The sequence below is a fragment of the Brevibacillus invocatus genome (assembly GCF_003710915.1).
GTDB lineage: Bacteria > Bacillota > Bacilli > Brevibacillales > Brevibacillaceae > Brevibacillus > Brevibacillus invocatus.
Window position 1 is genome coordinate 360,944 of sequence record NZ_RHHR01000010.1, and the last position, 23,153, is coordinate 384,096.

23 protein-coding genes and 2 riboswitches are annotated in these 23,153 nt (G+C 49.7%); of the genes, 7 read left to right on the forward strand and 16 right to left on the reverse strand.

Annotated elements, in window-relative coordinates:
- Position 1: 1 nt before the first annotated feature.
- From efp to EDM52_RS07895, 4 genes are all read right to left on the reverse strand, one after another.
- Positions 2 to 559: an elongation factor P gene (efp, locus tag EDM52_RS07880; RefSeq protein WP_122908448.1), complete on the reverse strand. Its 558-nt coding sequence runs from the start codon at positions 557 to 559 to the stop codon at positions 2 to 4.
- A gap of 171 nt (positions 560 to 730) precedes the next feature.
- Complete coding sequence (locus EDM52_RS07885; RefSeq protein WP_122908449.1) at positions 731 to 1,804, reverse strand: M24 family metallopeptidase; 1,074 nt, start codon at positions 1,802 to 1,804, stop codon at positions 731 to 733.
- A 23-nt stretch (positions 1,805 to 1,827) separates the two neighbouring features.
- Positions 1,828 to 2,280 carry a type II 3-dehydroquinate dehydratase gene (aroQ, locus tag EDM52_RS07890; RefSeq protein WP_122908450.1) on the reverse strand — a complete coding sequence of 151 codons (453 nt, stop codon included), beginning with the start codon at positions 2,278 to 2,280 and terminating at the stop codon, positions 1,828 to 1,830.
- Between the two features lie 154 nt (positions 2,281 to 2,434).
- On the reverse strand, positions 2,435 to 2,914 hold the full coding sequence (locus EDM52_RS07895; protein WP_122908451.1) for a YqhR family membrane protein: 480 nt from the start codon (positions 2,912 to 2,914) through the stop codon (positions 2,435 to 2,437).
- A 129-nt stretch (positions 2,915 to 3,043) separates the two neighbouring features.
- Here EDM52_RS07895 and EDM52_RS07900 point away from each other — a divergent pair, with 129 nt between their 5' ends.
- Positions 3,044 to 3,979, forward strand: coding sequence for a DUF1385 domain-containing protein (locus EDM52_RS07900; RefSeq protein ID WP_122908452.1), 936 nt, complete (start codon positions 3,044 to 3,046; stop codon positions 3,977 to 3,979).
- 47 nt (positions 3,980 to 4,026) lie between these two features.
- Positions 4,027 to 4,392 (forward strand): hypothetical protein, encoded by a 366-nt coding sequence (locus EDM52_RS07905; protein WP_122908453.1) that lies wholly within the window; start codon positions 4,027 to 4,029, stop codon positions 4,390 to 4,392.
- Between the two features lie 60 nt (positions 4,393 to 4,452).
- Here the strand turns inward: EDM52_RS07905 and EDM52_RS07910 are convergent, their stop codons facing one another.
- The 3 genes from EDM52_RS07910 to EDM52_RS07920 form a co-directional block, all read right to left on the reverse strand.
- A complete protein-coding gene (locus EDM52_RS07910; protein ID WP_122908454.1) occupies positions 4,453 to 5,382 on the reverse strand; it encodes a patatin-like phospholipase family protein in 930 nt (309 codons plus the stop codon).
- Between the two features lie 107 nt (positions 5,383 to 5,489).
- Positions 5,490 to 5,918: a transcriptional regulator MntR gene (mntR, locus tag EDM52_RS07915; RefSeq protein WP_122908455.1), complete on the reverse strand. Its 429-nt coding sequence runs from the start codon at positions 5,916 to 5,918 to the stop codon at positions 5,490 to 5,492.
- A gap of 98 nt (positions 5,919 to 6,016) precedes the next feature.
- Entirely contained in the window at positions 6,017 to 6,580 is a 564-nt protein-coding gene (locus tag EDM52_RS07920) for an NADPH-dependent FMN reductase (RefSeq protein ID WP_122908456.1), read from the reverse strand.
- Between the two features lie 156 nt (positions 6,581 to 6,736).
- On the opposite strand from EDM52_RS07920, the gene EDM52_RS07925 reads away from it, so the two are divergent.
- Entirely contained in the window at positions 6,737 to 7,753 is a 1,017-nt protein-coding gene (locus EDM52_RS07925; protein ID WP_122908457.1) for a hypothetical protein, read from the forward strand.
- A gap of 59 nt (positions 7,754 to 7,812) precedes the next feature.
- On the opposite strand, the gene EDM52_RS07930 is transcribed toward EDM52_RS07925, so the two are convergent.
- Positions 7,813 to 9,156 carry a PA domain-containing protein gene (locus tag EDM52_RS07930; protein ID WP_122908458.1) on the reverse strand — a complete coding sequence of 448 codons (1,344 nt, stop codon included), beginning with the start codon at positions 9,154 to 9,156 and terminating at the stop codon, positions 7,813 to 7,815.
- 322 nt (positions 9,157 to 9,478) lie between these two features.
- Here EDM52_RS07930 and dat point away from each other — a divergent pair, with 322 nt between their 5' ends.
- Positions 9,479 to 10,330: a D-amino-acid transaminase gene (gene dat, locus EDM52_RS07935; RefSeq protein ID WP_122908459.1), complete on the forward strand. Its 852-nt coding sequence runs from the start codon at positions 9,479 to 9,481 to the stop codon at positions 10,328 to 10,330.
- A 50-nt stretch (positions 10,331 to 10,380) separates the two neighbouring features.
- On the opposite strand, the gene EDM52_RS07940 is transcribed toward dat, so the two are convergent.
- The 5 genes from EDM52_RS07940 to gcvT all read right to left on the reverse strand — a co-directional run bounded on the left by EDM52_RS07940 (position 10,381) and on the right by gcvT (position 16,404).
- The gene (locus tag EDM52_RS07940; RefSeq protein WP_122908460.1) at positions 10,381 to 11,211 is read right to left on the reverse strand and encodes a lipoate--protein ligase family protein; all 831 of its coding nucleotides are present in this window, start codon (positions 11,209 to 11,211) and stop codon (positions 10,381 to 10,383) included.
- Positions 11,212 to 11,279: 68 nt separating this feature from the next.
- Positions 11,280 to 12,347 (reverse strand): undecaprenyldiphospho-muramoylpentapeptide beta-N-acetylglucosaminyltransferase, encoded by a 1,068-nt coding sequence (locus tag EDM52_RS07945; protein WP_122908461.1) that lies wholly within the window; start codon positions 12,345 to 12,347, stop codon positions 11,280 to 11,282.
- Between the two features lie 101 nt (positions 12,348 to 12,448).
- Positions 12,449 to 13,915, reverse strand: coding sequence for an aminomethyl-transferring glycine dehydrogenase subunit GcvPB (gene gcvPB / locus EDM52_RS07950; RefSeq protein ID WP_122908462.1), 1,467 nt, complete (start codon positions 13,913 to 13,915; stop codon positions 12,449 to 12,451).
- The gene (gcvPA, locus tag EDM52_RS07955; RefSeq protein ID WP_122908463.1) at positions 13,908 to 15,260 is read right to left on the reverse strand and encodes an aminomethyl-transferring glycine dehydrogenase subunit GcvPA; all 1,353 of its coding nucleotides are present in this window, start codon (positions 15,258 to 15,260) and stop codon (positions 13,908 to 13,910) included. The genes gcvPB and gcvPA overlap by 8 nt, the downstream gene beginning before the upstream one ends.
- A 37-nt stretch (positions 15,261 to 15,297) precedes the next feature.
- Positions 15,298 to 16,404 (reverse strand): glycine cleavage system aminomethyltransferase GcvT, encoded by a 1,107-nt coding sequence (gene gcvT, locus EDM52_RS07960; protein WP_122908464.1) that lies wholly within the window; start codon positions 16,402 to 16,404, stop codon positions 15,298 to 15,300.
- A gap of 98 nt (positions 16,405 to 16,502) precedes the next feature.
- A riboswitch (glycine riboswitch) is annotated at positions 16,503 to 16,614 on the reverse strand.
- A riboswitch (glycine riboswitch) is annotated at positions 16,615 to 16,708 on the reverse strand.
- A 218-nt stretch (positions 16,709 to 16,926) separates the two neighbouring features.
- Between gcvT and EDM52_RS07965 the strand changes: the two genes are divergently transcribed.
- The 3 genes from EDM52_RS07965 (at position 16,927) to EDM52_RS07975 (ending at position 20,688) form a co-directional block, all read left to right on the forward strand.
- Positions 16,927 to 18,627: a DEAD/DEAH box helicase gene (locus tag EDM52_RS07965; protein WP_122908553.1), complete on the forward strand. Its 1,701-nt coding sequence runs from the start codon at positions 16,927 to 16,929 to the stop codon at positions 18,625 to 18,627.
- Between the two features lie 33 nt (positions 18,628 to 18,660).
- Positions 18,661 to 19,716: a YqhG family protein gene (locus EDM52_RS07970; protein ID WP_122908465.1), complete on the forward strand. Its 1,056-nt coding sequence runs from the start codon at positions 18,661 to 18,663 to the stop codon at positions 19,714 to 19,716.
- Positions 19,717 to 19,827: 111 nt separating this feature from the next.
- Positions 19,828 to 20,688 (forward strand): hypothetical protein, encoded by an 861-nt coding sequence (locus EDM52_RS07975; RefSeq protein ID WP_122908466.1) that lies wholly within the window; start codon positions 19,828 to 19,830, stop codon positions 20,686 to 20,688.
- A gap of 30 nt (positions 20,689 to 20,718) precedes the next feature.
- Here EDM52_RS07975 and EDM52_RS07980 read toward each other — a convergent pair whose 3' ends face one another.
- The 3 genes from EDM52_RS07980 to EDM52_RS07990 form a co-directional block, all read right to left on the reverse strand.
- Positions 20,719 to 20,973: a YkuS family protein gene (locus tag EDM52_RS07980; protein WP_122908467.1), complete on the reverse strand. Its 255-nt coding sequence runs from the start codon at positions 20,971 to 20,973 to the stop codon at positions 20,719 to 20,721.
- Between the two features lie 30 nt (positions 20,974 to 21,003).
- The gene (locus tag EDM52_RS07985) at positions 21,004 to 21,165 is read right to left on the reverse strand and encodes a YqzE family protein (RefSeq protein WP_122908554.1); all 162 of its coding nucleotides are present in this window, start codon (positions 21,163 to 21,165) and stop codon (positions 21,004 to 21,006) included.
- 86 nt (positions 21,166 to 21,251) lie between these two features.
- Positions 21,252 to 23,132 (reverse strand): stalk domain-containing protein, encoded by a 1,881-nt coding sequence (locus tag EDM52_RS07990; protein ID WP_122908468.1) that lies wholly within the window; start codon positions 23,130 to 23,132, stop codon positions 21,252 to 21,254.
- Positions 23,133 to 23,153: the final 21 nt, after the last annotated feature.

Sequence of the window (23,153 nt, forward strand, 5' to 3'; positions counted from 1 at the left end):
ATTAAGCGCGGGATACGTATGCTTCTGTACGTGTATCGATGATCAGGCGTTCGCCTTCTTCTACGAACAGAGGAACGTTAACCACAAAACCGGTTTCCAGCGTCGCTTTTTTGGTTACGTTGGAAGCAGTATCGCCTTTTACACCCGGTTCACATTCAGTAACAACCAGCTCAACGGTGTTTGGAAGTTGAATTCCAATCGTTTCTCCGTTGTACTGCATGATTTGCACGTTCATGTTTTCCTTGAGGAAACGAAGCTCACGCTCAATCTGGTTACGCGTGAACGTCAATTGCTCGTATGTCTCGGTATTCATGAAAGTGTAATCGTCGCCACTCGCATACAGGTATTGCATGGTGCTGGACTCGATGCGGGCAGGGTTTACTTTTTCACCGCCGCGGAAAGTCATTTCCGTTGTGTTGCCATTGCGCATGTTGCGCAGTTTGGAGCGAACAAAAGCCGCACCTTTTCCTGGTTTAACATGTTGGAATTCAAGCACCTGAAAGATGTTGCCGTCCACTTCAATCGTCAAGCCAGTCCGAAAATCGTTAACAGAGATCATGGTAGTCCTCCCAAATCAATCAATAAACAACCTCTATCGAAGTCTGCCCAAGGAATCTTTTTCCTCCTAAAAGTGGCGACTGCGATACGGAGGTAGGTGCTTCTTGCTGCACCGGAATGTCTCCCAGCATGAGGCTCGATCCTTCCGATACAGTAACAGAAATAGTATAAATTACACCGGCAAAATGAGCAACTCTTTCGTGGACTTGTTTAGATTCTCATGTCCATCTGCTGTAATCCACACATCGTCCTCGATGCGCACTCCGCCCAGACCACTTACGTAAATGCCCGGCTCCATCGTTACCAGCATTCCTGGCTCCAGTACATACGTGCTGACGGTGGACAAGCCCGGTATCTCATGCACTTCCAACCCCAAGCCGTGACCGGCACTGTGTCCGTAAGCATCGCCGTATCCTGCCGCCGTAATGATGTCCCGAGTAGCCGCGTCCGCATCCTTGCAGCTTACACCCGGCTTCAGCGCCTCCAAACCAGCTAATTGTGCACGCAACACGATATCGTAGATCTCTTTCAACTTGGGGTCTGGCTCACCGACAGAAAGAGTACGTGTAATATCGGAGTTATAGCCTTTGTACGCTGCACCAAAATCCAGCGTCACCATCTCGCCCGCCTGAATCACTTTTTCTGAAGCTCGACCATGTGGCAAAGCACCGCGTGCACCGGAAGCGACGATCATGTCGAAAGCAGATCCGCTGGCGCCTTGCTTGCGCATGAAATATTCCAGCTCCAAAGCGACATCCACTTCACGTACTCCCGGTCTGATGAACCCTTGGATGTGTTCGAAAGCCGCTTCTGCAATACGAACTGCTTCACGGATGATAACCATTTCCGACTCGTCCTTGAACATGCGGATTTTCTCTACCAAGCCGTTGGTCGGAACCATTTCCACAGAGTCAAATGCCTGGCTCCAGTCTGAATAGGTCTGGAAAGACACGCTACCAGCTTCAAAAGCGAGTCGATTCACGCCGTTTTCTTTTAACAGACGAGCCATGCAATCGACAGCTTTGCGTTCATTGTTAATCACCTTGAAATCAGGCGCTTGCTCCTGTGCTTGTTCTACATAGCGGAAATCCGTTACGAGAAAGGAATCCTTGGCAGTCACAATCACCCATGCAGTCGAGCCTGTAAAGCCGCTCAAATAAAAGCGGTTTTCTGCCTTTTCCGTAATAAATGCATCTGCTCCCAATTGAGCCAGTTCCTCGCGAAGCTTGTTTATGCGTTTGCTCATTGTCTATACTCCCCTTTCTTTTCTTAACCCAGTCGAGAGCTCTGGATTTTTCGCACCAAAGCCCGTAGTGCCCACTCATATCCGTCTGCACCCAGGCCTACGATCTGCCCGATCACGATCGGTGCTATCACGGAATGGTGGCGGAATTTTTCCCTTGCATGAACGTTGGACATATGTATTTCGATAGTCGGCAGAACGACGCTGGAAAGAGCATCCCGTATGGCGTAGCTGTAATGCGTGAACGCCCCTGGATTGATAATGATGCCATCGTGTACGCCCATTGCCTGATGAATGGCGTCAATGATGTCGCCTTCATGGTTGGATTGAAAATGAGTCAGCGAACCACCAAACTCCTCCACCATTGTCTTCTCCAGATGCCCGACAATATCATCAAGTGTCTGGCTTCCGTATACCTCCGGCTCCCGCTTCCCCAACATGTTCAGGTTGGGTCCGTTTAACAACAACACGGAAATCATCTGTTCTGCCTCCCCTACGTCCGGTAAAAAAGTTTTTATTAATGAAAATATTCTACCATAAGCAATACAAACTTCAACAAAGGATTCACATCTCCTGTCTACCTTTGCAAAGATTGCGACTAATTTGTGCAAAGGATGGATATTCGTCCATCCTTTAATGATCAGCTTGCTCCAAGCTCAAGGTCATTCCGATGAAAAGGCCATAGGACAGAAACCACGCCGCTTCCGTGCTCAATGTAGAAATTTCCCATTTTCCGATGCGGAAGAAAAAACCTACCGCAAGCAAAAGCAGCACACCGTAGAGCAGTCCATTCCACCAGATCCGTGACCTGGAAAACAACAGCATATACAGAAACGAAGCAAGCAGGGAACAAACGAAAAGAACGAGCGCCCCCATCGCTGCTCCCGCAAATGTTTTTTCTCCGGTAATTCCCATAAACGGACGAGCAAAAGTAGACAATCCGTACGGGGTAAAATGAAAGAAATGTAAGCCCATGCGCATGATTCCCCAGAATATCGTGCCCCAGAAGGCTACCTCCAGAAACTTGCTGATCGATATCCGATTGCGTGTCTGTGAACGGTTTTGTTCAGCCGTGGCTTCGCCTGTTCCTTTTCGTGATTTTGTCAAATCCACTTCCCATCACCTCGCAATTAGTATGCGCGGTTCTCCCTACGCCATTCCAATTCTTTACACGCCAATCAACTGCATGTAGATTCAACGCTCCATTTCCGTTAGAATAAAAAGTGAGGAAGGTGATAGCAGTTGACGCAACAAAAAGTGCCAAACTACGGTGGCCAGGCTGTAATTGAAGGTGTCATGTTCGGCGGCAAAACCGTAACCGTAACAGCTGTACGTACAAAAAATCAAGAAATCGAGTATTTTGAAGCTCCGCGAACGGAATATACATGGATAAAGCCCTTAAAAAAGATTCCATTTCTACGTGGACTGGTAGGATTGATCGAAGCAAGTGCAAATGGAGCCAAGCATCTCAACTTTGCATCTGAGCGATACAGTTTGGATTCGGGAGAAGAAGTCTCCGAAGGCCCGTCGAAACTGACCATGATTTTGGGTGTGGCACTCGTCGGCGTCTTATCCTTCTTGTTCGGAAAGTTTGTCTTTACGTTAGTACCCGTTTTTCTAGCCGATTTTCTTTTGGGCAAATGGGTTCCGGACGGCGTTCCGCAAACCTTGGCAGAGGGTGGCTTCAAGATTCTCCTGCTGCTCGGCTACATCACAGCAATCGCCAAAGCCCCCATTATCAAAAGGCTGTTTCAGTATCACGGGGCAGAACATAAAGTGATTAACGCCTTTGAGTCTGGGGTAGAATTAACGGTAAAGAATGTACAAAAATTTTCCACACTCCATTACCGTTGTGGGAGTAGCTTTTTGATCTTCACTGTGTTTGTTGGAGTCGTCATATACTCCTTGTTTGATTACCAATCGCTCACTGAACGGGTCGTACAGCGGATCGTTCTGTTGCCACTTGTAATCGGTGTCTCGTACGAAGTTCTTCAATGGACGAACATGCTGCGCGATACACCTGTTCTGCGCTATTTGGGATATCCCGGTCTGTGGCTGCAAAAGATCACAACGCGCGAACCAGATGACAGCCAAGTAGAAGTGGCCATCGCCTCTTTTCAAAAAATGCGTGAGCTGGACCAAAAACAAGGACAGGAACGTTTGGTGACTACCGGATAACGTCTTAACGTGCGGCAATCTTTTTATTCCCTTTGAGGTGAGGCCCTATGTTACGCCGAATTCCACCTGTGATTCTGATTGTGATACTGCTTGCGATTTACGGTTTCTTAGTTACGTTCATTTCAGATCCAATCAACACCTTGATTGTGTTGGGTTTATCGGTCTTGCTTTTTCTGGGTGTCCGTCACTTCCTGCGGACGGGTAAATTTTTTTCCCGACCCGCTGTGCCGCGCAAACCCTATCAACCCAAGCCAAAGACCAACTCCGTGCGTTCGGCTGGGAAAAAGCCATCCCAACCTCCGCCAAGGAAAAACCACCCATTCCGCGTAATCGATGGAAAAAAGGGAAAAGGAAAAGGAAAAGCAAACGACAAGCAATCTGACCAGGATTCTCAGAACAATCTCTTCCAATGAATGACGAACACGGAAATTGCAAAAAACAGGTTGCCATTCAACATGGCAGCCTGTTTTCTATTAAACCAAGCGCTTCGGTGTTTGACTTCGAAACACTTCTACATAATTCTGAAAGTTCCAATGGTTCAGGAACCTCCTCGCTGACTCTTCCCCTGACAAAAACAATTCCTTTCTCATCTCTGGGGATAATTGAAATTGAGTAGCACGCACACCCAGCGTATTGATGAAAATCGTGCGAACCGCATGCGCTTTATCCACAAAAAGGCGATCGTGGGCATCCAGCATCGTCATCAATAGGCTTCGTGTAAAGGTAAACAGTCCGCTCACGTTGGCTTCCTCAGATTTCGACTGCTTGTCAGTTAATCGAAAGCCAATAGTCGGCCATTCCGGCACACCTGGGACATCAAACAACCAAACCGGATAGTTGCTGAGCAAAGCCCCATCCACAATGTAGTTCGGCTTGCCGTCCTTCTTGATCCGAACCGGCTGAAAGAAGAATGGGATCGAGGATGACATCCGTACGGCACGAGCGACCGAAAAATTCTCCGGCATCAAATCGTACTCCACCAGGTCATCAGGCAGGACGAGCATCTTTCCTCTGCTGATATCCGATGCGATAATTCTCAACTTGCCAGGCGGCAGATCACCGAAGGTTCGCACTCCCTTGCGCCGTAGCAGCTCCTCGACAAAAAGCTCGATCCTGTCCCCGCGATACATGCCCTGATGCATGATCAATTCGATTACGGGTCCCACATACGGCAGATGTCCCAGCCCTGTTTTTTTAAGAAAATAGAGATAGTCCAGCTCTTCAAATATGGGCTTCAATTCACGACCCGTATAACCCGCACTCAGTAAAGCCGCGACGATGGAGCCTGCTGATGTTCCTGCCAATTTTTCCCAGGTGTATCCATTCTGCTCCATGACCTCCAAAGCTCCTACAAAGGCTATCCCTTTTACCCCGCCGCCCTCAAACACGGCATCCGCCCTCATCCAGCCACCTCCTGTCGTTGCTCTCTATATCCATATAAGGAGATGGCTTATCTCATGCGAAAGCGAAAAACGCAAACCGTATCCGGCTTGCGTTTTTGACTGATTTCCTATTCTTCTTTTTGTTCATCCTCTAGTCTGATACGATGCAGTTCATCCATGCGGGATGGATCACCCTGAAAGTACTGCACCAAATACTCGATACAGGTTATCGATTCCCAGCTGAGATGATGTTCAATTCCCTCGACATCCTGATAAATGTGGCTCTCATCTACTCCGATGATCCGCATGAACTCTTCGAGCAGGCTGTGGCGATCCACCAATCTCTTCCCGATCTTCTTCCCTTTTGGCGTCAGCACCAGGCCACGATATTTTTCATAAATAAGATATTTGTCTTTGTCGAGCTTTTGAACCATCTTCGTGACCGAAGAGGGATGTACTTCCAACGCTTCAGCAATATCAGAGACTCGAGCATAGCCCTTTTCTTCAATTAAGCTGTAAATGCGTTCTAAATAGTCTTCCATGCTCGGCGTCGGCATGCGAACCCCTCATTTCCAAACCGTATTTCGGACGGCCAAAAAAGGCACGTAAAAATATCATACCTTGGAATGAGAATGATTTGCAAGATTTACCTGACCTATAACAGCTGTTTTTCTTTGCTTGAGTTCATGAATTGTACGAATTCCACCAGTTTCGTACCAAGTATTTCCAATCTGGCCTGCAAGGCTTCATCCTTTAGCCTGCCATCAGAAGTAAAAGCGTTGTATGCGGAAGGTATAGTCGGACTGGATGGTAGCGGACATGCATGCAAATTTCGCATGATTTGGTTCAGCGTATTGACTGTATTCGTCGCCCCCAAACTGCCCCCTGCCACTCCTAAAAGCGCTACCTGTTTATCCTTTAAGTGACGTCCTTCCAAAAAATCAAGACTGTTTTTAAGTGCGCCTGTCAGCGAGCCGTGATACTCCGGCGAACCGATGACCAAGCCATCCGCATCCTCGACAGCCTGGATGAAGCGGTGCACCACGTCCGGGTAGGTAGAAGTGTCGCTGCGACCATCATAAATCGGGAGCTGCCATTCTGCCAGATGGATGAGTTGGGTATCAGCTCCTGCTCGCTCGGCAGCCTTTAGTACAATCGATACGGCTTTTTGAGTTGTGGAATCAGCTCTCATGCTGCCAGCAATTCCGATAATTTTCATGACTTCACCTCATCGCATAATCTCGTGAGTATTTCTTTGTACAGTATACGCAACTTGCTATATTTTGTAAACATATATGTTTGTTTAATGTCTCAGTTCTGAACAAGCCCTATTCGCTCATACACTTGTACCAAGTTGGAAATAAGGATGATGCCTATGGACAAATACACTTGGCAGATCGCTGCACTTTTCGCAGGAGCTGCACTCGGAGGGACGTACCTGGGCGGATATGAATGGTTACGTTTTTTCGCCTACTTCGGTTCTTGGGGAACACTCGGGATCGTATGCGCCAGTGTCGGCCTGGGTTGGTTTGGCTATCACGTGCTGATCGTCTGTCATCGGCATGGAATCCGCTCCTTGCATGATTTGTATCTGCATTGCTTTGGCGAGTCGATCGCTCCTACCTTATCGGCATTGACCCATTTTTTTCTGCTCACGTATGCCGGAGTCATAGCAAGTCAATACGCTGGCTCTTTCGCTACAGGAACGGTAGCATGGATCATGATCGTCATACCGTCATTGATCGCCGTGTTTTTTCTGATAGGCGGCCGAAAAAGAATGATTACCGGTGCTTCCGTGATTCTGTCAACTGGCTTTCTCTTATTCCTGTTGATTTTCATGGAACAGCTGCATGTACCGATTCCCTCGCTCAGCTATCAATTAAACCTGTACTGGCTGATCCACGCATTTTTGTATTTAGCTCTTCATTATTTATTGTGCCTCGTCTTTTGTTTGCCCTTGATCAGCCGCATACCCGATGAAGGCACGATACGATGGGGAGTAGGACTGGGCAGTCTTTCGTTCTTTGTGCTTGCCATGCTCGGTCAAGCCATTCTTCTGGCTTATTGGCATGACGTACACGCGTCGCCGATGCCAATCAGGTTCATCCTGTCACAGCTCATCCCTTTTGGCGATTGGCTACACGTTCTGCTGTCCTTGTTCCATATCGGCATCTGGCTGGCTATTCTGATCTCCTCTCTTGCTTTACCGGTATCCGTCCGTCACGATCTTCAACTGAAGCCGCTCGTCTTGGTTATGGTAGGAACGATGTTCATCGTCGCATTGATATCCCTGATCTTCCCGAGGAGTGCTTCCCTTTTGGCAACAGGTGCAACGTACTGCGGAATACTCTTGCTGCTTCGCATGTACTGGATCAAACGAAAGCAAACCTGATATCAGAACTGCTATTGTGCACAGAAAAAAGCGTCCATGTCTCAGGACGCTTTTTGGCATTATTGAACCTCTTCATCCAAGCTATCTTTCCATTCAGGCAGGTTGTCATGCACAGGCTTCGGATAGGCTGGTGACTGAGGATCGGTGATGGGGCTGACTGCATCCAGCAGAGCCTGTGTGGCTTCTGCCAAATGCTCGCGACTGACGCTCTCTGGTGTATCTGGCTGCTGACCTTTTCCCGGCTGTCTTGTCAAGTAAGCGGTCGGTACATGGGAACCAGACAGGATTTGAGTACTCCCGAATACCGCCGTGTCGGAACCTGAGATCACCTGTACCCCTGCCTCTTGAATCAGCTTGACGGGAAGCCTCTCTGCTCCCCCATTCGACGTTGCCACCAACTGCCCCGCGTCCTTTTTTCCCAAGGCATCCAGCACAATAGCGGCTACAATTTTGCTTTTTTCTCGTTCTCCCAGGCTTTTGACAAAGCTGCGTGCTCCCTGATTGCCAGCCGTCGAGGCACCAAAGCTGACCAGCTGAATGTCTGTGTCAGATGGTTGCTCCGCGAGGATTCTCGCTGCCTCCAGCATGACTGCAACTCCAGATGCCCCCTGGTCCGCTCCCTGCGAATTTGCCAAGGAGTCGTGACGCGCGGCCAGAATTACCACTTGACCTCGATTGTCTGACGTGGCTGGACGATTGGCCAAAATCGAATACGACGTATGCCGAAGGGTCAAGGCTCCATCCACCTTCATGGTGGCCATAGCGCCCCCCTGATTCATTTTGGCACGCAACAGTTCTCCCTGACTTTTGGAAATCCCCACTACCGGTACCGCCATATCGAGCGGAGCACCCAATGAGCCCTTCCACATCTGATCCCGGTCATTTTGAATGATGAGTCCAGCTGCTCCTGCGGCTGCCGCCTGTCTCACTTTTTCACTGTATGGAAGACTCCCCCGTTTCACCAGGGCGATCTTTCCTTGAACATCTGTCTGTTGAAAATCGGCTGCCGTCCCTTCTCCGCATGCTACGACCATTCCACTGGCAATTCCGTTTGGAGCGTATGTAAACCCATGCAGACTCCCGGTTACCCCAGGCACCCCCTCTACCTGTAAGGAAAGGGTCGTAGGCTTTCGATAGGAGTAGTAAGTAAAGGGCTGCAGCTTCGTTTGATAGCCGTACGAACGCAAAGTATTTTCTATGTATACACCTGCGGCAAATTCCGTCTCTGTTGCTGGTGGGCGCGGGATTTTTGCCAGATATTCCACATGCTCATAAAGAAGGTCTGAATCGACCTGTGCTGACACCTGGCTGTTCACTACTGTTGGTGAGAAGGCAAGCAAAGGCGTTAGCAATAGCCCGCTTGCAAGTGCTGTTTTCAAGGCGTAATGGCGTATGATCTGCAAATCAATCTCCCCCTTCACCCGTTTGTACGTCTTATTATGAGCTGGGAAAACTGGCAGCGTCTAGTCAGAATAGTTAGTCAAATACCAGCATTCACCGTCAGTGAACGACAGCTTTTCTCCCGTTTATTCCTCTATCGATCTAATTCCTGTGTCGAATTCATGTTGGGCCTACGTTTTCGAGTATGAAGATTCTTTATGGAGACCCCTTGCTATCTGAAAAATGATTGATACTTGTTTTGCTATTTTGAAATTGACCATGATCTGACGAGATGCTAAGGTGAAATCAGTGGTTCAGGAACGCACGATTAGAGGAGGATTAACCATGCTATATGTGGATGGAAAATGGGTTGAATCAGGATCTGCAGCCGTTGATCCCGAAGATCGAGGTTACAACTTCGGAGACGGCGTCTATGAAGTCATTCGTGTTTACAAAGGAAAGCTGTACCAATGGGATGGCCATATCGCACGCCTGTATCGCTGTGCAAAAGAAATCAAGCTGGACATGACCTGGACCGAGAAAGAGCTTCTCGACATCGCTCAGCAGCTGCTGGAAAAAAATAAGATTACATCCAATGACGATGCCATCCTGTACATGCAAGTGTCGCGTGGAATCTCACCGCGCGCTCACGATATTCCCGGCAGTTCCAAGCCTGTCCTGATGGGCTTTGTCAGACTCAAGGACCGTCCACTCGCTGATCATAAAAAAGGATTGAGCACCAAGCTGGTTGACGATATCCGTTGGCTGCGTTGCGACATCAAATCGTTAAGCCTTTTAGGTGCAGTACTCGTCAAGCAATACGCCAAGGACGCAGGCGCACAGGATGCGATTCTGCATCGAGATGGCATCGTAACCGAGTGCAGTGCTGCCAATCTGTTCGCAGTGAAAAACGGCGCCCTCTATACACACCCTGCCAACAATATGATCTTGCGTGGAATTACCCGTGAAATCGTAATTGAACTGGCGAAAAACAATGGCATCGCTGTACACGAAGAGCCATTCGATACAAATTTCCTGATGCAAGCCGATGAGCTCTTCCTGAGTAGTACGACTGCTGAAGTCATGCCGCTCATCTCCGTAGACGGCCAGGCGATTGCGGATGGCCAAGTAGGAGCCGTAACGAAAAAGCTGCAAGCCTTGTTCGAACAGCATATTGAGGCAGCAGTCCTCGTATAAAAAGAACGAAGCTCTCCCGGTCTATTGCGACCAACGGAGAGCTTCGTTTTTCACCGACGCATATTCCACTCTTCTGTTCCGTATCTCGTTTGGACCAGCTCATGAGCCAGCTCCCGCTCTTCTGCTGTCAGATCGGATGCCACCAGCTCGACGTCCAAGCCCGAAGCAAAACCGCGACCAAATGCCTTGATGGCTTCCTGCAACCCGATTGGGCGTGTACTCACTTCATTGATGGTCACTGCTTTTTGGCGAAAGCTCTCCATCATGCGCTGCTTGACTCGTTCGGAAGGAAAATTCAACAGGGAGAACAAGAGCTCAACGTCCATATCGAGCAGGATCGACCCATGCTGCAGAATAACCCCTTTTTGTCTGGTCTGGGCGCTCCCAGCCACTTTTTTTCCTTCTACCACCAGTTCGTACCAGGATGGTGAATCGAAGCAGGCAGATGACCCTGGAGAAGTATATTTTTCTTTTTCCTCCTCACTGGCTAGCGACACCATTTCAGCACTCAAGCCCAGATTCTGAAATCCATGCAACAGACCCATACTGATAATTTTGTAGGCCTCTGTCACACTGGATGGCATCTTGGGATGCTCCTCCGATACAATCACGCTATACGTTAGTTCCTTGTCGTGGAGAACCGCTCTGCCCCCAGTAGGGCGACGAACGAACCCCAGACCTTGTCTATGTACTTCTTCCAGATTGATCTCTTTAACAGCTTTTTGAAAATAGCCGATGGACAGAGTAGCCGGGTCCCACGTGTAAAAGCGGACGGTAGGTGGTACTTTCCCTTCTCCATGGAGCTGCAAAATAGCCTCATCCACTGCCATATTCATCGCTGGTGACATCGGTTCTGTCACAATAAAGCGCCATTTTTCCATCAATTACGCCTCCTCTTAACCCTTTCATTGTACGCAGAAGATCGAAGCATCCACAACCCTCAGGGCGTTCACCTTGCAGTTTGCTCGATCAGCTCCAGTACCTGCTTCAAGGCATCCTCTTGTCGAATCTGCCTCATGGCAGCAGCATAACCTGTTCGACGTTCCCAAACCCGCAAAAGGTCTTGCAAAAACCGCTCGTTGCTAAGCTCTTCCTCCTGCAGCACCTGGCAAAAGCCCTGTTTTTCAAACGAACGAGCATTCAAAATCTGATCTCCCCGACTCGCCGCTTTCGATAACGGAATCAAGAGCATAGGCTTGGCTAACGCCAGAAATTCGAAAATGGCATTGGAGCCAGCTCTGGACACAACCAAATCAGATATGGCAAGCAGATGGGGAAGCTCCTCTTGCACATACTCAAATTGACGGTAGCCGTCATAGCGCAGGCTCTCCTGCATCTGCCCTTTTCCGCAAATATGTATGATTTGGAATTTCTCCAGCAGTGTAGGCAAATTTGCACGAACCGCATCATTGATCCGCTTGGCTCCTAGGCTTCCCCCCATCACCATCAGCACAGGTTTGTGATGAGAAAACCCACAGGTAATGAAGCCTTCCTGCCGATCTCCTCGCTTCAGCTCCTCCCGCACAATCGCTCCGACGTAAACCCCTTTGTGTTTGGGGATGTGGCTAAGCGTTTCGGGAAACGTCGCGCATACCTTGCTTGCGAACGGGATGGAGATACGATTCGCCAGTCCAGGTGTGAGATCGGACTCATGGATCACAACGGGAATTCGATTGATCCATCCACCCATTACGACGGGTACAGAAACAAAACCACCCTTGGAGAAAATGACATCTGGTTTCCACGTTCGCAAAAAGCGGGCTGCCTCCCAGACCCCTTTGCTGACACGGAGCGGATCGGTCACATTTTTCCAGTCGAAATACCGACGTAGTTTACCTGTAGAAATCGCAACGTATCGAACACCTGGCAGATCTTTGGTCAGCTCTCGCTCGATACCTGCAGCTGAACCGATATAGGCAACTTCCCAGCCCTCCTCCAAAAAATGAGGGATACAGGCGAGATTGACCGTCACATGGCCTGCGGACCCTCCCCCTGTAAATACGATGCGTTTTTTCATCCCGCTCTTCCTTCCCGACGAGTATCCTACCATCCATCGTATCACGAAAAGGAAAAAACCGCCCGAAACGAAAATGGGCGGTTGCTGGCAGAAGCAAAGCATTATTGTGCCTGGTAGCGAAGAACGGGCTTACGTGCCGCAGTTGCTTCATCCAGTCGCTTGACCACTGTCGTATGTGGAGCTTCCTGGACGATTTCCGGATTCTCTTCACATTCACGTGCAATTTGCAGCATAACATCGATGAATTCATCCAACGTCTCTTTGGTCTCCGTCTCGGTCGGCTCGATCATCATGCACTCATCTACAATCAGTGGGAAGTAGATGGTTGGCGGATGGTAGCCGAAATCCAGCAAGCGCTTTGCGATATCGAGTGTGCGCACACCCAGTTTCTTTTGCAGAACACCGGAGAGAACGAATTCGTGCTTGCACACACGGTCATAAGGCAATTGATAGGCGGTTGCCAAGCGACGCATCATGTAGTTGGCATTGAGTACTGCATTTTGAGACACCTGCAGCAAGCCTTCTGGACCCATTGTACGAATATAGCTGTATGCACGGACGAGAATGCCGAAGTTCCCGTTGTAGCCTTTTACCCGTCCCATCGATTGTGGACGGTCGTTATCCCAGTAGAACATGCCCTCTGCGTTCTTGGCAACGATCGGCTTAGGCAGGAATGGCTCCAGAATCTTTTTCACACCGACAGGACCTGCTCCCGGTCCACCGCCACCGTGTGGCCCCGTGAAGGTTTTATGCAAGTTGAGGTGAACGACGTCAAATCCCATATCTCCTGGTCGAGCGATGCCCAGAATCGCGTTGGCATTGGCTCCGTCGTAATAGAGCAGGCCGCCTGCTTCATGGACGATCTGCGCCATTTCCACGATATCCTCTTCAAACAGGCCCAGTGTATTTGGATTCGTGAGCATCAATGCAGCCGTGTCAGATCCTACCGCATCGCGCAACGCCTGAATATCTACCAGACCGCGCTCATCGGATGGGATCGTTACCGTTTCCAGACCTGCTACAGCAGCAGATGCCGGATTGGTGCCGTGAGCGGAATTCGGCACGATTACTTTGGTGCGATGACCTTCTCCGCGGCTCTCATGGTAGGCACGGATCATCATCAAACCTGTCCATTCGCCCGCTGCACCTGCCGCAGGCTGCAAGGTGACGGAATCCATACCCGTGATTTCCGCCAGCTCCTCCTGCAGGTTGTACAACAGCTCCAATGCGCCTTGTACAGTCTCTTCAGGCTGGTACGGATGCGTCTGGGCAAAGCCAGGATAACGCGCAATATCCTCGTTGATCTTCGGATTGTACTTCATCGTGCAGGAGCCGAGCGGATAGAATCCGTTGTCTACCCCGTGATTGCGGCGAGACAGCTCCGTATAGTGACGAACCAGTTGCAGTTCGGATACCTCTGGCAGTTCAGCTGGTGTTTCACGAATCAAATGCTTCGGCAAGAGACTGGCAACGTCCACTTCGGGTACATCCAGCTCCGGCAGATTGTAGGCAACCCGTCCTGGCTTGCTCATTTCAAAAATCAGTGCTTTCTCCTGGTCGTTACGCACGAGTGATCGCCTCCAATTCCTGCACCAATGTGTCGATTTCTTCTTTTGTTCTCAGCTCGGTCACTGCCAAGAGCGTATGCCCTGCCAGCTCTGGATAGTCCAATCCCAGATCGTAACCACCGATGATGCCTGCATTCAACAGCTGCTTGTTTACGTCAGCCACCGGTTTGGACAGCTTCACGACAAACTCGTTGAAGGAAGGAGCGCTATAGACGATCTCCAATCCTTTTGCCTGCAAGGCTTGCTTGGCATAATGCGCTTTTTGCAGGTTGATCATTGCCATTTCCTGAACCCCTTGTTTCCCCAATGCAGTCAGTGTAATGGAGGCTGCCAAAGCTAGCAGCGCCTGGTTGGAACAAATATTGGAAGTCGCCTTTTCACGACGAATATGCTGTTCACGCGCTTGCAGGGTCAGAACAAAACCGCGTTTTCCGTTTTCATCCTTGGTTTGACCCACAATGCGGCCCGGCATTTTGCGCATCAGCTTGGTTGTAGTAGCAAAATAACCACAATGCGGTCCGCCAAATGAAGCAGGAATCCCGAACGGCTGCATGTCACCGACGACAATGTCTGCACCCAGTTTGCCTGGCGCTTCCAGAACACCTAGAGCTAGCGGATTGGAGGATACGACCATCAAGGCGCTATTGCCATGTACAATCGGTTCAAATGTCGCCAGATCTTCGACGTTGCCCAGGAAGTTCGGGTATTGCAGGATGACAGCTGCAGTTGAGTCATCGATGATCGCTTCGAGTGCGGCCGGATCCGTCACGCCCTCGCTGTTGATGCCTACCTCTACCAGCTCTACACCTTGACCATACGCGTAGGATTTCAACACGGCGCGAGATTCCGGATGTACGGCACGGGATACGATCACTTTTTTCTTGCCTGTCTGACCGGATGCCATCATCGCTGCTTCTGCAAGAGATGTCGCTCCGTCGTACATGGAGGAGTTGGCTACTTCCATACCAGTCAGTTCACTAACCATCGTCTGGTATTCAAAGATAGCCTGCAGCTCTCCTTGGCTGATCTCAGGCTGGTACGGCGTATAAGCGGTGAAGAACTCGCCGCGCAAAAGCATATGGTTAACGGTGCTTGGAATGTAATGCTGATACACGCCAGCTCCAAGAAAGTTGACATGCGTGCTAAAGTTTACGTTTTTGTTGGAGAGACCGGTAAAGTATTTGACCAGCTCCGGTTCAGAGAGCGCCTCTGGAATCTGAATGGGACCCTTGGAGCGGACTTCTTCCGGGATGTCGGCAAAAAGCTCTTCAATACTGGAGATCCCTAGCGTCTCCAGCATTTCGCGCTTGTCCTGATCGGTTTGGGGCAGGTAGCGGTATTTCACGTGTATTGTCCTCCTTAATAGGATGGTAGTTTGGGTGCTATCCGTTTTTGGGGCGTTTGTAAAATGGCGCTGGAACAACTTCCGCCTTGAGGCGTTTGCCACGAATCTCTACATCCAATGATGTGCCAAGCGCAGCATATTCACTCTTCACCAGCGCGAGACCCACATTCTTTTTCAGTGTCGGCGATTGCGTCCCTGTCGTGACTTCCCCGATCTGTTCATCCCCTACAAACACTGGGTAATGACTACGCGGGATTCCTCGATCGATCATCTCGATGCCTACAAGCTTGCGTGCTGGACCGTTTTCTTTTTGCGCCGTCAATACTTCCTGACCGATGAAAGGAACTGCCTTGTCTACCTTGACCGCAAAGCCGATTCCCGCTTCGATTGGCGTAATCCCTTGGCTCAGCTCCTGACCGTAGAGGGGCAGTTTGGCTTCAAAGCGCAAGGTGTCACGCGCACCCAATCCGCACGGGAGCAATCCGTCTTCTTTCCCAACTTCCAACAGGCGATCCCACAGCTGTGCGACTTTGTCTGCCGGCATGTAGATCTCAAATCCGTCCTCACCGGTATAACCGCTGCGGGAAACCAATGCAGGCACGCCATCTACGAGCACATCCCGTTCAAAACGGAAGAAGCCGATTTGCGATAGATCTGTCTCGGTCAGTTTTTGCAAAATGGATTCTGCGAGCGGTCCCTGTATCGCCAGCTGCGCGGTCTCCTGTGAAATGTTTTGAAGGATTACGCCTTCCATCAGGTGCTCCTGCATCCAGGCGACATCCTTGTCAATATTCCCTGCGTTAATCACCAACAAATAATGGTCGTCTGCATATTTGTACACCAGCAGATCGTCTACAGTACCGCCATCGGGGTAGCAGAGAACGCTGTATTGCGCTTGGCCAACCGCCAGCTTGGATACGTCGTTGGTCGTCACGTACTGGAGATAGTCGAGTGCCTTGTCTCCTTTAACTTCGACTTCTCCCATGTGGGAAACATCGAACAAACCTGCCTTTGTGCGAACTGCCTCGTGCTCTAGTGTGATGCTTGAAAACTGAACTGGCAGCTCCCAACCACCGAAGTCGATCGTTTTGCCACCGTACTTGGCATAGCTGGCGAATAGCGGCGTTCGTTTCAAATCAGACATGAATGGCACCTCCGTGAGTTATACCTTCATTACTTCAAATAATAAATTAAAGAAAGACAGGGAAGGAGAAATGGGAACACCAAAAAGCTGGCGCCCATTTCTCCTCCCCTGTCCTTGGTACCTGAGAGTTACCTTGCATGCATGGCGAACGGATATTGTCCGCCTGCAAGTTTCCCCTTTGGTGGCTCATTCGAGCTCTCTCCAGAGTTGCGTCCAGTAGAGGTACTTTTGCCTGAGAGATTCACCGTTTCCGGCTTGCTCCTTCGGCGCTGCTGTGCAAGCAGTCTCTCCCTGCTACTATCATTCGCGTTGGATATTTGGCCATACATAAGTTCTTCATATGATTCCATACTAAGAGATGAACTTCTCCTTTATCCTACCATGAGAGTTCGCACTTGAAAACATACATTTCCACATCAACTATTAAAAATCTTAACGAAATCATAGAGTACCTTTCAAACGTTTGTGTTTTATGTTGGTGATAAGAAAGATATGGCAAAGCTGCAAAAAGGAGAAACCATTATGCCGAATGTTCCTGTTTCATTCGATACCCACTGGATCAATCCCCTGACAGAGCGGATGCATGAGGACGGGCCTTGGGACAAGTGGGAGCTGTTCAAGCTCGCTTTGGAAGCTGAAGAAGCCATGGCTGTACGAGACTTTGACCAGCTGCAATGCTTGAAGTACTTGCCACAGCTCACCCCTTACCCTCATCAAATGGAGACGGCAGAGCGTGTCCTTAACGACATGCGCGGACGTGCCATCCTCGCTGACGAAGTAGGGTTGGGCAAAACCATCGAGGCCGGCCTGATCATGAAAGAATACATGGTGCGCGGGTTGGCGAAAAAAATATTGATCCTGGTCCCTGCCTCGCTGGTCATCCAATGGACCAAGGAATTGAATCAGAAATTTGGCATTCCTGCCGTTGCACAAAAAAAAGAATACATGTGGCGCCAGCATGATGTCGTCGTTGCCTCAATCGATACGGCAAAACGCGACCCGCATCGTCGGCACGTGACGGATATCGAGTACGACATGCTGATCATCGACGAAGCTCACAAGCTCAAAAACAAACGAACCCGCAATTATCAGTTTGTCAAAGAAGTCCGGAAAAAGTACTGCCTGCTCCTGACCGCTACACCTATTCAGAATGAAATGGACGAGCTGTACAACCTAATCAATTTGCTCAAGCCCGGGCATTTGGGCCATACGTCTTCTTTTGCCTCCAATTATGTAGAAGGAAAACGCCAGGCGAAAAACAACGACGCTTTGCGAACAGAGATTGAAAAAGTGATGATTCGCAACAAACGCAGTGATGGAGGCATCCATTTTACCAGCCGTCGTGTTCAATCCATTCCTATTTCGCTTACGGCTGAAGAAATGGACTTGTACGCGGGGGTTACCCGCTTCGTTCGCGACCAGTATCGATCCGGCGCGGGCGGCTTCAACTCTCTCGCACTAATTACCCTGCAGCGAGAAGTCTGCTCCAGCAAGGAAGCATCCTTCATGACGCTGTACAATATGCATCAACGTCTCTCCGAAGACTCTCCGCTGCGACAGGAAATCATGGAGCTGGTCGAGCTGATCAAACGTATCGACACTCACTCCAAGGCGGCCAAAACAGTCGAGCTGATCCAGCAGATCAACGACAAAGTGATCATTTTCACAGAGTACCGTGCGACACAAAATTACTTGCAAAAATACTTGCATGATCACGGCATCACCTCTGTTCCCTTTCGAGGAGGCTTCAAAAGAAGCAAAAAAGACTGGATGACGGATCTGTTCCAAAATCGTGCACAGGTTTTGATCGCAACAGAAGCTGGCGGTGAAGGGATCAACCTGCAATTTTGCAATCAGGTCATCAATTACGACATGCCCTGGAATCCGATGCGTGTCGAGCAGCGAATTGGCCGTGTTCACAGGCTCGGCCAAAAAAGAGATGTTCATATCTACAACCTGTCAACAGTGGGCACGATTGAAGAACACATCCTGAACCTGCTCTATGAAAAAATTGATTTATTTGAGATGGTGATCGGTGAGCTCGATGACATCGTGGAAAGGCTGAGTCTAAGCCAGTCGCTCGAAGAAAGCCTCGTGCAGATTATCATGGATTCCCGAAGCTCTGGGGAGATGGCGCTCAAGCTGGACAACATGGGGCAAGCCATCCGGGCGATCCGTCAGACCAAACCGAGTCCCTCTCTTGCAGAAGCAGCAGATCAATGATCCTGATCCAAAAACTGAAGGGAGGTTATCGCTATGCAACAAGAACAGGTCAGACAATTTGTGGAGCGTTACCTCGCTTCCTTTTCCGCACATATCGTAGAATCCCATCCTGACTATTTGACGGTGAAGCTGCCTGTTGAGATTGACAAGGATATCGGCAACCGCCCTTTTTACTGGAGCTGGGTTGAAAAAATGAATCTGGCATACCAGCCGTTGGTCCTTACATTTGCGTTTCACCCAGATCGTATGCCGGATGGATTGCGTGCTGAGTACATTCATCTGGGCGCAGGACGAATGCAGCAAATCTTTGCCTCGACAAAAAAGCACGGACAATTCGTATGCATGTATGAGCAGACCAAGAGTGTATGGCCTTCCTCCGGTACTCGCCGATCCACTCCTCTGGTGCCCTGGCTAGGTTTGAACCTGAAAATTTCTCTGCTCTGTGATAAGAAACGAGACATTCTCATGTACCTCGGGATCAATCTTCATGAGCCCAGGATCGTCCATGATTTCACCTCTTTTTTGTTTAGACTGCCTTTATCGCCTGCTATTCCGGATTATTTTTATACCTTGGATCGGCGCATTACGCTATCGCAGGCTGTCCACATGACCCAGCAGGAGGTTTCGAGAGTACTGGATTTGGAGGATCAGAGCTGGGCTAGCGAAGCAAGATCGCGGCTGGATGAGGAATTAGCTATATTGCAGGCTTACTATGACGAACTGGCTCTAAGGGAGCAGCCTGCGGAAGAAGAAATCGAGAAAGAGGAAAATGAAATCAAAGAAACGGTGGAAGCCATGGAACAGGTGGAAGCTGCCCCTCCTGTCGAAGAACAAGACGGGACGGCGTCCTTTGACGAATACCGTTCCTCTGGCGGACGAATCCTCGACTTTTTACGTGCCAACGGGATTCCGATGACTCCACGCGAAGAGATCAATCAGCAAGAGTGGAAAAAAAGCACCCCACAGGAGGAGCGTCAGCGTCGAATGGACGAACTGACCTGGCAATACGAACCGCGGATTGATGTGAATCTGATCAATGCCGGCTTGTTCTATCTCCACTCCACCCCCGGATTGGGGCGAATCCTGTAAAAGATCAACGAGAAAATGTGTGACATAAAAGACAAGTTGCAACAAATCTTTTGTACTGATCTGGTTACAATAGGAATAAGATAGCCTTTTACAAAAGGTGGTGCATGGATTGTGACCAGATGTTTTCTGCCGATCTTGTATGCCTGGTTTGCTTTATTGCTTGCAGTCCATCCTGCTATGGCGCAAGGCGAAGCGAACTGGGACAAGCAGTTCCAAGCTCAGGTCCAGGAGTGGATGAATGCAATAGCCAGTCGGGACCCTCAATTTAAAGAGTGGCAAAATGCACGAACCGAGGTGCAGACATTGGGCGCCAATCAACACCAGTGGCTCGTCAGCATCAAACAGTCCGGACATCAGGTTGGTTACATGGTGATCGGGGAAACACCCGAGCCCAAGCCGCAAGCCAGATTTGTTTTGCTGGAGTATGGGGTTGGTGACTATATTTTATTCGATGATGCCTTCGCTCCCAGAGAAGTTGCCGCTGAGCCTGTCTATGATGGTTTTGCGTCCCATTGGCTGATCGCGCAGTCTGCACCCACAACGCAAATGGTCAATGCAAAAACGGGCGAGATGTATCCGACAGCTTTTCACGCCAACGAGCCTGTCATGAGCAAGCTATCCCCTGATGCAGTCGTCCATCCTGGGGAGCAGCTGACGCAAACCCGAATCTTGAAGCCAACGAGTGAAGATCCTTTTGATCAAATCGGCTGGATGCATCAGCTCTATTCAAACAAACGCATCACCTGGGGACAGCTCTGGCAGCAGCAAGCCGAACAATCACGCATTACGTTTACTGTGCCCCTGTACCACGAGCAGGTCCTTGCCCCGTATGTGGTGGGCTCCCTTCACTTGTGGAATGATCAGAATCCTTACGTAGGTGTTTGGGATGAAGGACTTCGGTTTGTTCCGTTCACCTACGCGGATCAAGTCGGACAATTCCACGTAAACGAAACAAGCTCTCCCGCCGAGTAACCGGTGGAGAGCTTGTTTTTTTGCCCACAACTAGTGGTGCTCGGTTTCTGACAAACGAATGTTGACCTCATGAAAAACCTCGTTGGTCGTCAAGCCATCTGCGCTAATCACCGGGGCGCCAGAGCTCTTGATATCTTGCATCCCCATGACGTTGACATCCTGACCAGTGATAACAATCGCATCGACTTCCTGCTGCCAATTCCCGAGAGGTACCACTTCATAACCATTGTCACGCAACATCTTGCTGATTGGAGAAAGCGATTGTTCTACGGCTACTCTCGCCATGATATCCCTCCGTCAATTCGTGATGTGTCGTTATTTACGCAACAAAAGCTTGATAGACATCGGTATCGCTCCAAACCAACGCGATGACCAGGATTCCCGCGGGACTTTCCGTTGCCGCCGTTCTTCCTTTGGGGTCTCCACATATTGTACAAACATTCTGGTCAAAAACTTTAGATACTCTTGAAAGGACATGGTGCGTCCCTCCTTTGCCGTTGGGCCCGTGCCGATGATCTGCAGCATGGACACCTCATTCCTAGTCTGTCCCGACTCCCTCGAATTCAACCGTCTGTCTTCAATGAGGCATCCGCCCGCCTGTTCGGTGAAGGTTTGGAAATTTTGACTGTTTTTTGCTCGGGATTGTATTGTACGTCAAACCCAAGAGCCTGCTCGAAAAAGGAGAGTGGTACCATCGCACGTTTTTTCATCTCCATCAGGGGCTTGTCCAGATCCAGTTTTTCACCATCGACAGTCGCCACGTGGTCTTTTTCCTGGATCAGCACTTCACGGCTATTCGCTCGAACGCGAATCATCTTTTCTTCTTCGCTCCAATCGATATTCACGCCCAGCTGCTCGCCTACATCGCGAAGCGGAATATACACGGTCTCCCCGCTGAGCCTTGCCGGAATCGGAGGATAGTAGCTCATGCCATTTAGTATCGTGGTGACGTATGGCTCTATCTTCACGGGTTGAAAAGCTGCGCGATTGTCCAAAGTCCGATTGGGCACAAAGTAGCTGGCCTCTCCCTGCAACGCTTGTCCCAGTGCCTGATCGAGATGCTCCGCTCCAATCACGCTTCCATGATAATTCTGTTGTACACGCTTCAGGAAGTTATTGTAGTCATCGTCACCAATCTGGCGGCGCAGGTTGTCAAACAACAGCGCTCCTTTGGAATACCAGGTCCAATGAAATTCCTCTTCCTTGGCAAACTCATGCAAGGTTTTGCTCAGGCTTCCATCCGGGTATTTGGCGCGTAGCTTCTGTAAATCCCGCTCATATTCTCCTAATAAAGTATTAGCGGACTGCTCGCCGTATCGTCCCTGCAAGTAATGGAAAACGCTGATTTCGACCAGTCCTTCATCGATCCAGCCATGCTTCGATTCCAATGTTGCGATGCTGTTGTACCACCACATATGCGCCACTTCATGCGGCAGCCAATGATCGATCAGGTTGCGTTGATGCATGTCCCGCTTGAAAATGGCCATATTTGCATATTCCATTGCATAAGTCGTCCCTGTACTTGTCTCCGCAATCGCTACATGTTGGTATGGCAGCGGGCCAAACCACTCTGTGTATGTAGGAAATACTGATTCTGCAATACTCTTGATGCGCTCGACATTGCCTTTGTCCACAGAGGCAATATCCACCTTGAGCCCTGGCTCGAAGGTAATCGTCTCGATATGGAACAAAGGGCTGCCGACTAGAGCAAAGTTAAGCAATTTTTGCCCCTGATAATGCGTTTCCTGTCGGCTGGCATCAAGCTCTACAGAAGTCCCCTGCCCAAATGAGCTAACCCACTTGTACCCTTTTGGCGAGATGAAGGAGACATCGTAATCGGCGTAATGGTAGACGAATGGGTCGCCAAAGGTAATACGAAGCGGCGGATCGTACCATTCTCCCTGCTGATTTTGCGCACCGAGCATCGGATACCAGGTCGTAAGCGTCCAAATATCGTCCTTGACCCCGTAGCGTGTACCTCGACGCGGTACAGGATGTTCAAATTCCAGTTGGAACTCGGCACGCTCCACGTCCCCCATTGGGTTAGCTAGCTTGATTAAGGACGTCCCTCTTTCAAAAGGCAGTGATTTTTCCTGGTAGCGGATCGATTTGACCGTCATCTTGTTCCACAAGTAATCGTACACGTAGAAATGGATCTGGTCCGTCTTCGGATTGTCTAACTGGACCGTCATACTGCCGGTAATTTTGGCTTCGCTAGGGTTCAATTCCGCTTTAATGGTATATTTGGGATGAAGATCCTTCACATAGGAAGGCAGTGGCGGATCATAGGAGAACGGATCTACTCCTGTCTGTTCGGCTACGGTTTCTGTCGTACTTGAAAGCATGGAGACGATCGTAGGCCAGTAGAAAACAACACCCACTGCACTGAACATCACGAAAATGGTAAGACATACCAGCAAACTCGTTTTATGTATTTGTTTCATAACAGCCCCCAAAAATCGCTC

Bases quoted from the DNA above. Each gene is read 5' to 3' on its own strand.
- dat (WP_122908459.1), top strand. From the start codon at position 9,479: ATGCTATATGTGGATGGAAAATGGGTTGAATCAGGATCTGCAGCCGTT.
- EDM52_RS07965 (WP_122908553.1), top strand. From the start codon at position 16,927: ATGCCGAATGTTCCTGTTTCATTCGATACCCACTGGATCAATCCCCTG.
- gcvT (WP_122908464.1), bottom strand. From the start codon at position 16,404: ATGTCTGATTTGAAACGAACGCCGCTATTCGCCAGCTATGCCAAGTAC.
- EDM52_RS07905 (WP_122908453.1), top strand. From the start codon at position 4,027: ATGTTACGCCGAATTCCACCTGTGATTCTGATTGTGATACTGCTTGCG.
- EDM52_RS07885 (WP_122908449.1), bottom strand. From the start codon at position 1,804: ATGAGCAAACGCATAAACAAGCTTCGCGAGGAACTGGCTCAATTGGGA.
- EDM52_RS07970 (WP_122908465.1), top strand. From the start codon at position 18,661: ATGCAACAAGAACAGGTCAGACAATTTGTGGAGCGTTACCTCGCTTCC.
- efp (WP_122908448.1), bottom strand. From the start codon at position 559: ATGATCTCTGTTAACGATTTTCGGACTGGCTTGACGATTGAAGTGGAC.
- EDM52_RS07925 (WP_122908457.1), top strand. From the start codon at position 6,737: ATGGACAAATACACTTGGCAGATCGCTGCACTTTTCGCAGGAGCTGCA.
- EDM52_RS07940 (WP_122908460.1), bottom strand. From the start codon at position 11,211: ATGGAAAAATGGCGCTTTATTGTGACAGAACCGATGTCACCAGCGATG.
- aroQ (WP_122908450.1), bottom strand. From the start codon at position 2,280: ATGATTTCCGTGTTGTTGTTAAACGGACCCAACCTGAACATGTTGGGG.
- EDM52_RS07990 (WP_122908468.1), bottom strand. From the start codon at position 23,132: ATGAAACAAATACATAAAACGAGTTTGCTGGTATGTCTTACCATTTTC.
- mntR (WP_122908455.1), bottom strand. From the start codon at position 5,918: ATGCCGACGCCGAGCATGGAAGACTATTTAGAACGCATTTACAGCTTA.
- EDM52_RS07920 (WP_122908456.1), bottom strand. From the start codon at position 6,580: ATGAAAATTATCGGAATTGCTGGCAGCATGAGAGCTGATTCCACAACT.
- EDM52_RS07910 (WP_122908454.1), bottom strand. From the start codon at position 5,382: ATGAGGGCGGATGCCGTGTTTGAGGGCGGCGGGGTAAAAGGGATAGCC.
- EDM52_RS07945 (WP_122908461.1), bottom strand. From the start codon at position 12,347: ATGAAAAAACGCATCGTATTTACAGGGGGAGGGTCCGCAGGCCATGTG.
- EDM52_RS07985 (WP_122908554.1), bottom strand. From the start codon at position 21,165: ATGTCCTTTCAAGAGTATCTAAAGTTTTTGACCAGAATGTTTGTACAA.
- EDM52_RS07980 (WP_122908467.1), bottom strand. From the start codon at position 20,973: ATGGCGAGAGTAGCCGTAGAACAATCGCTTTCTCCAATCAGCAAGATG.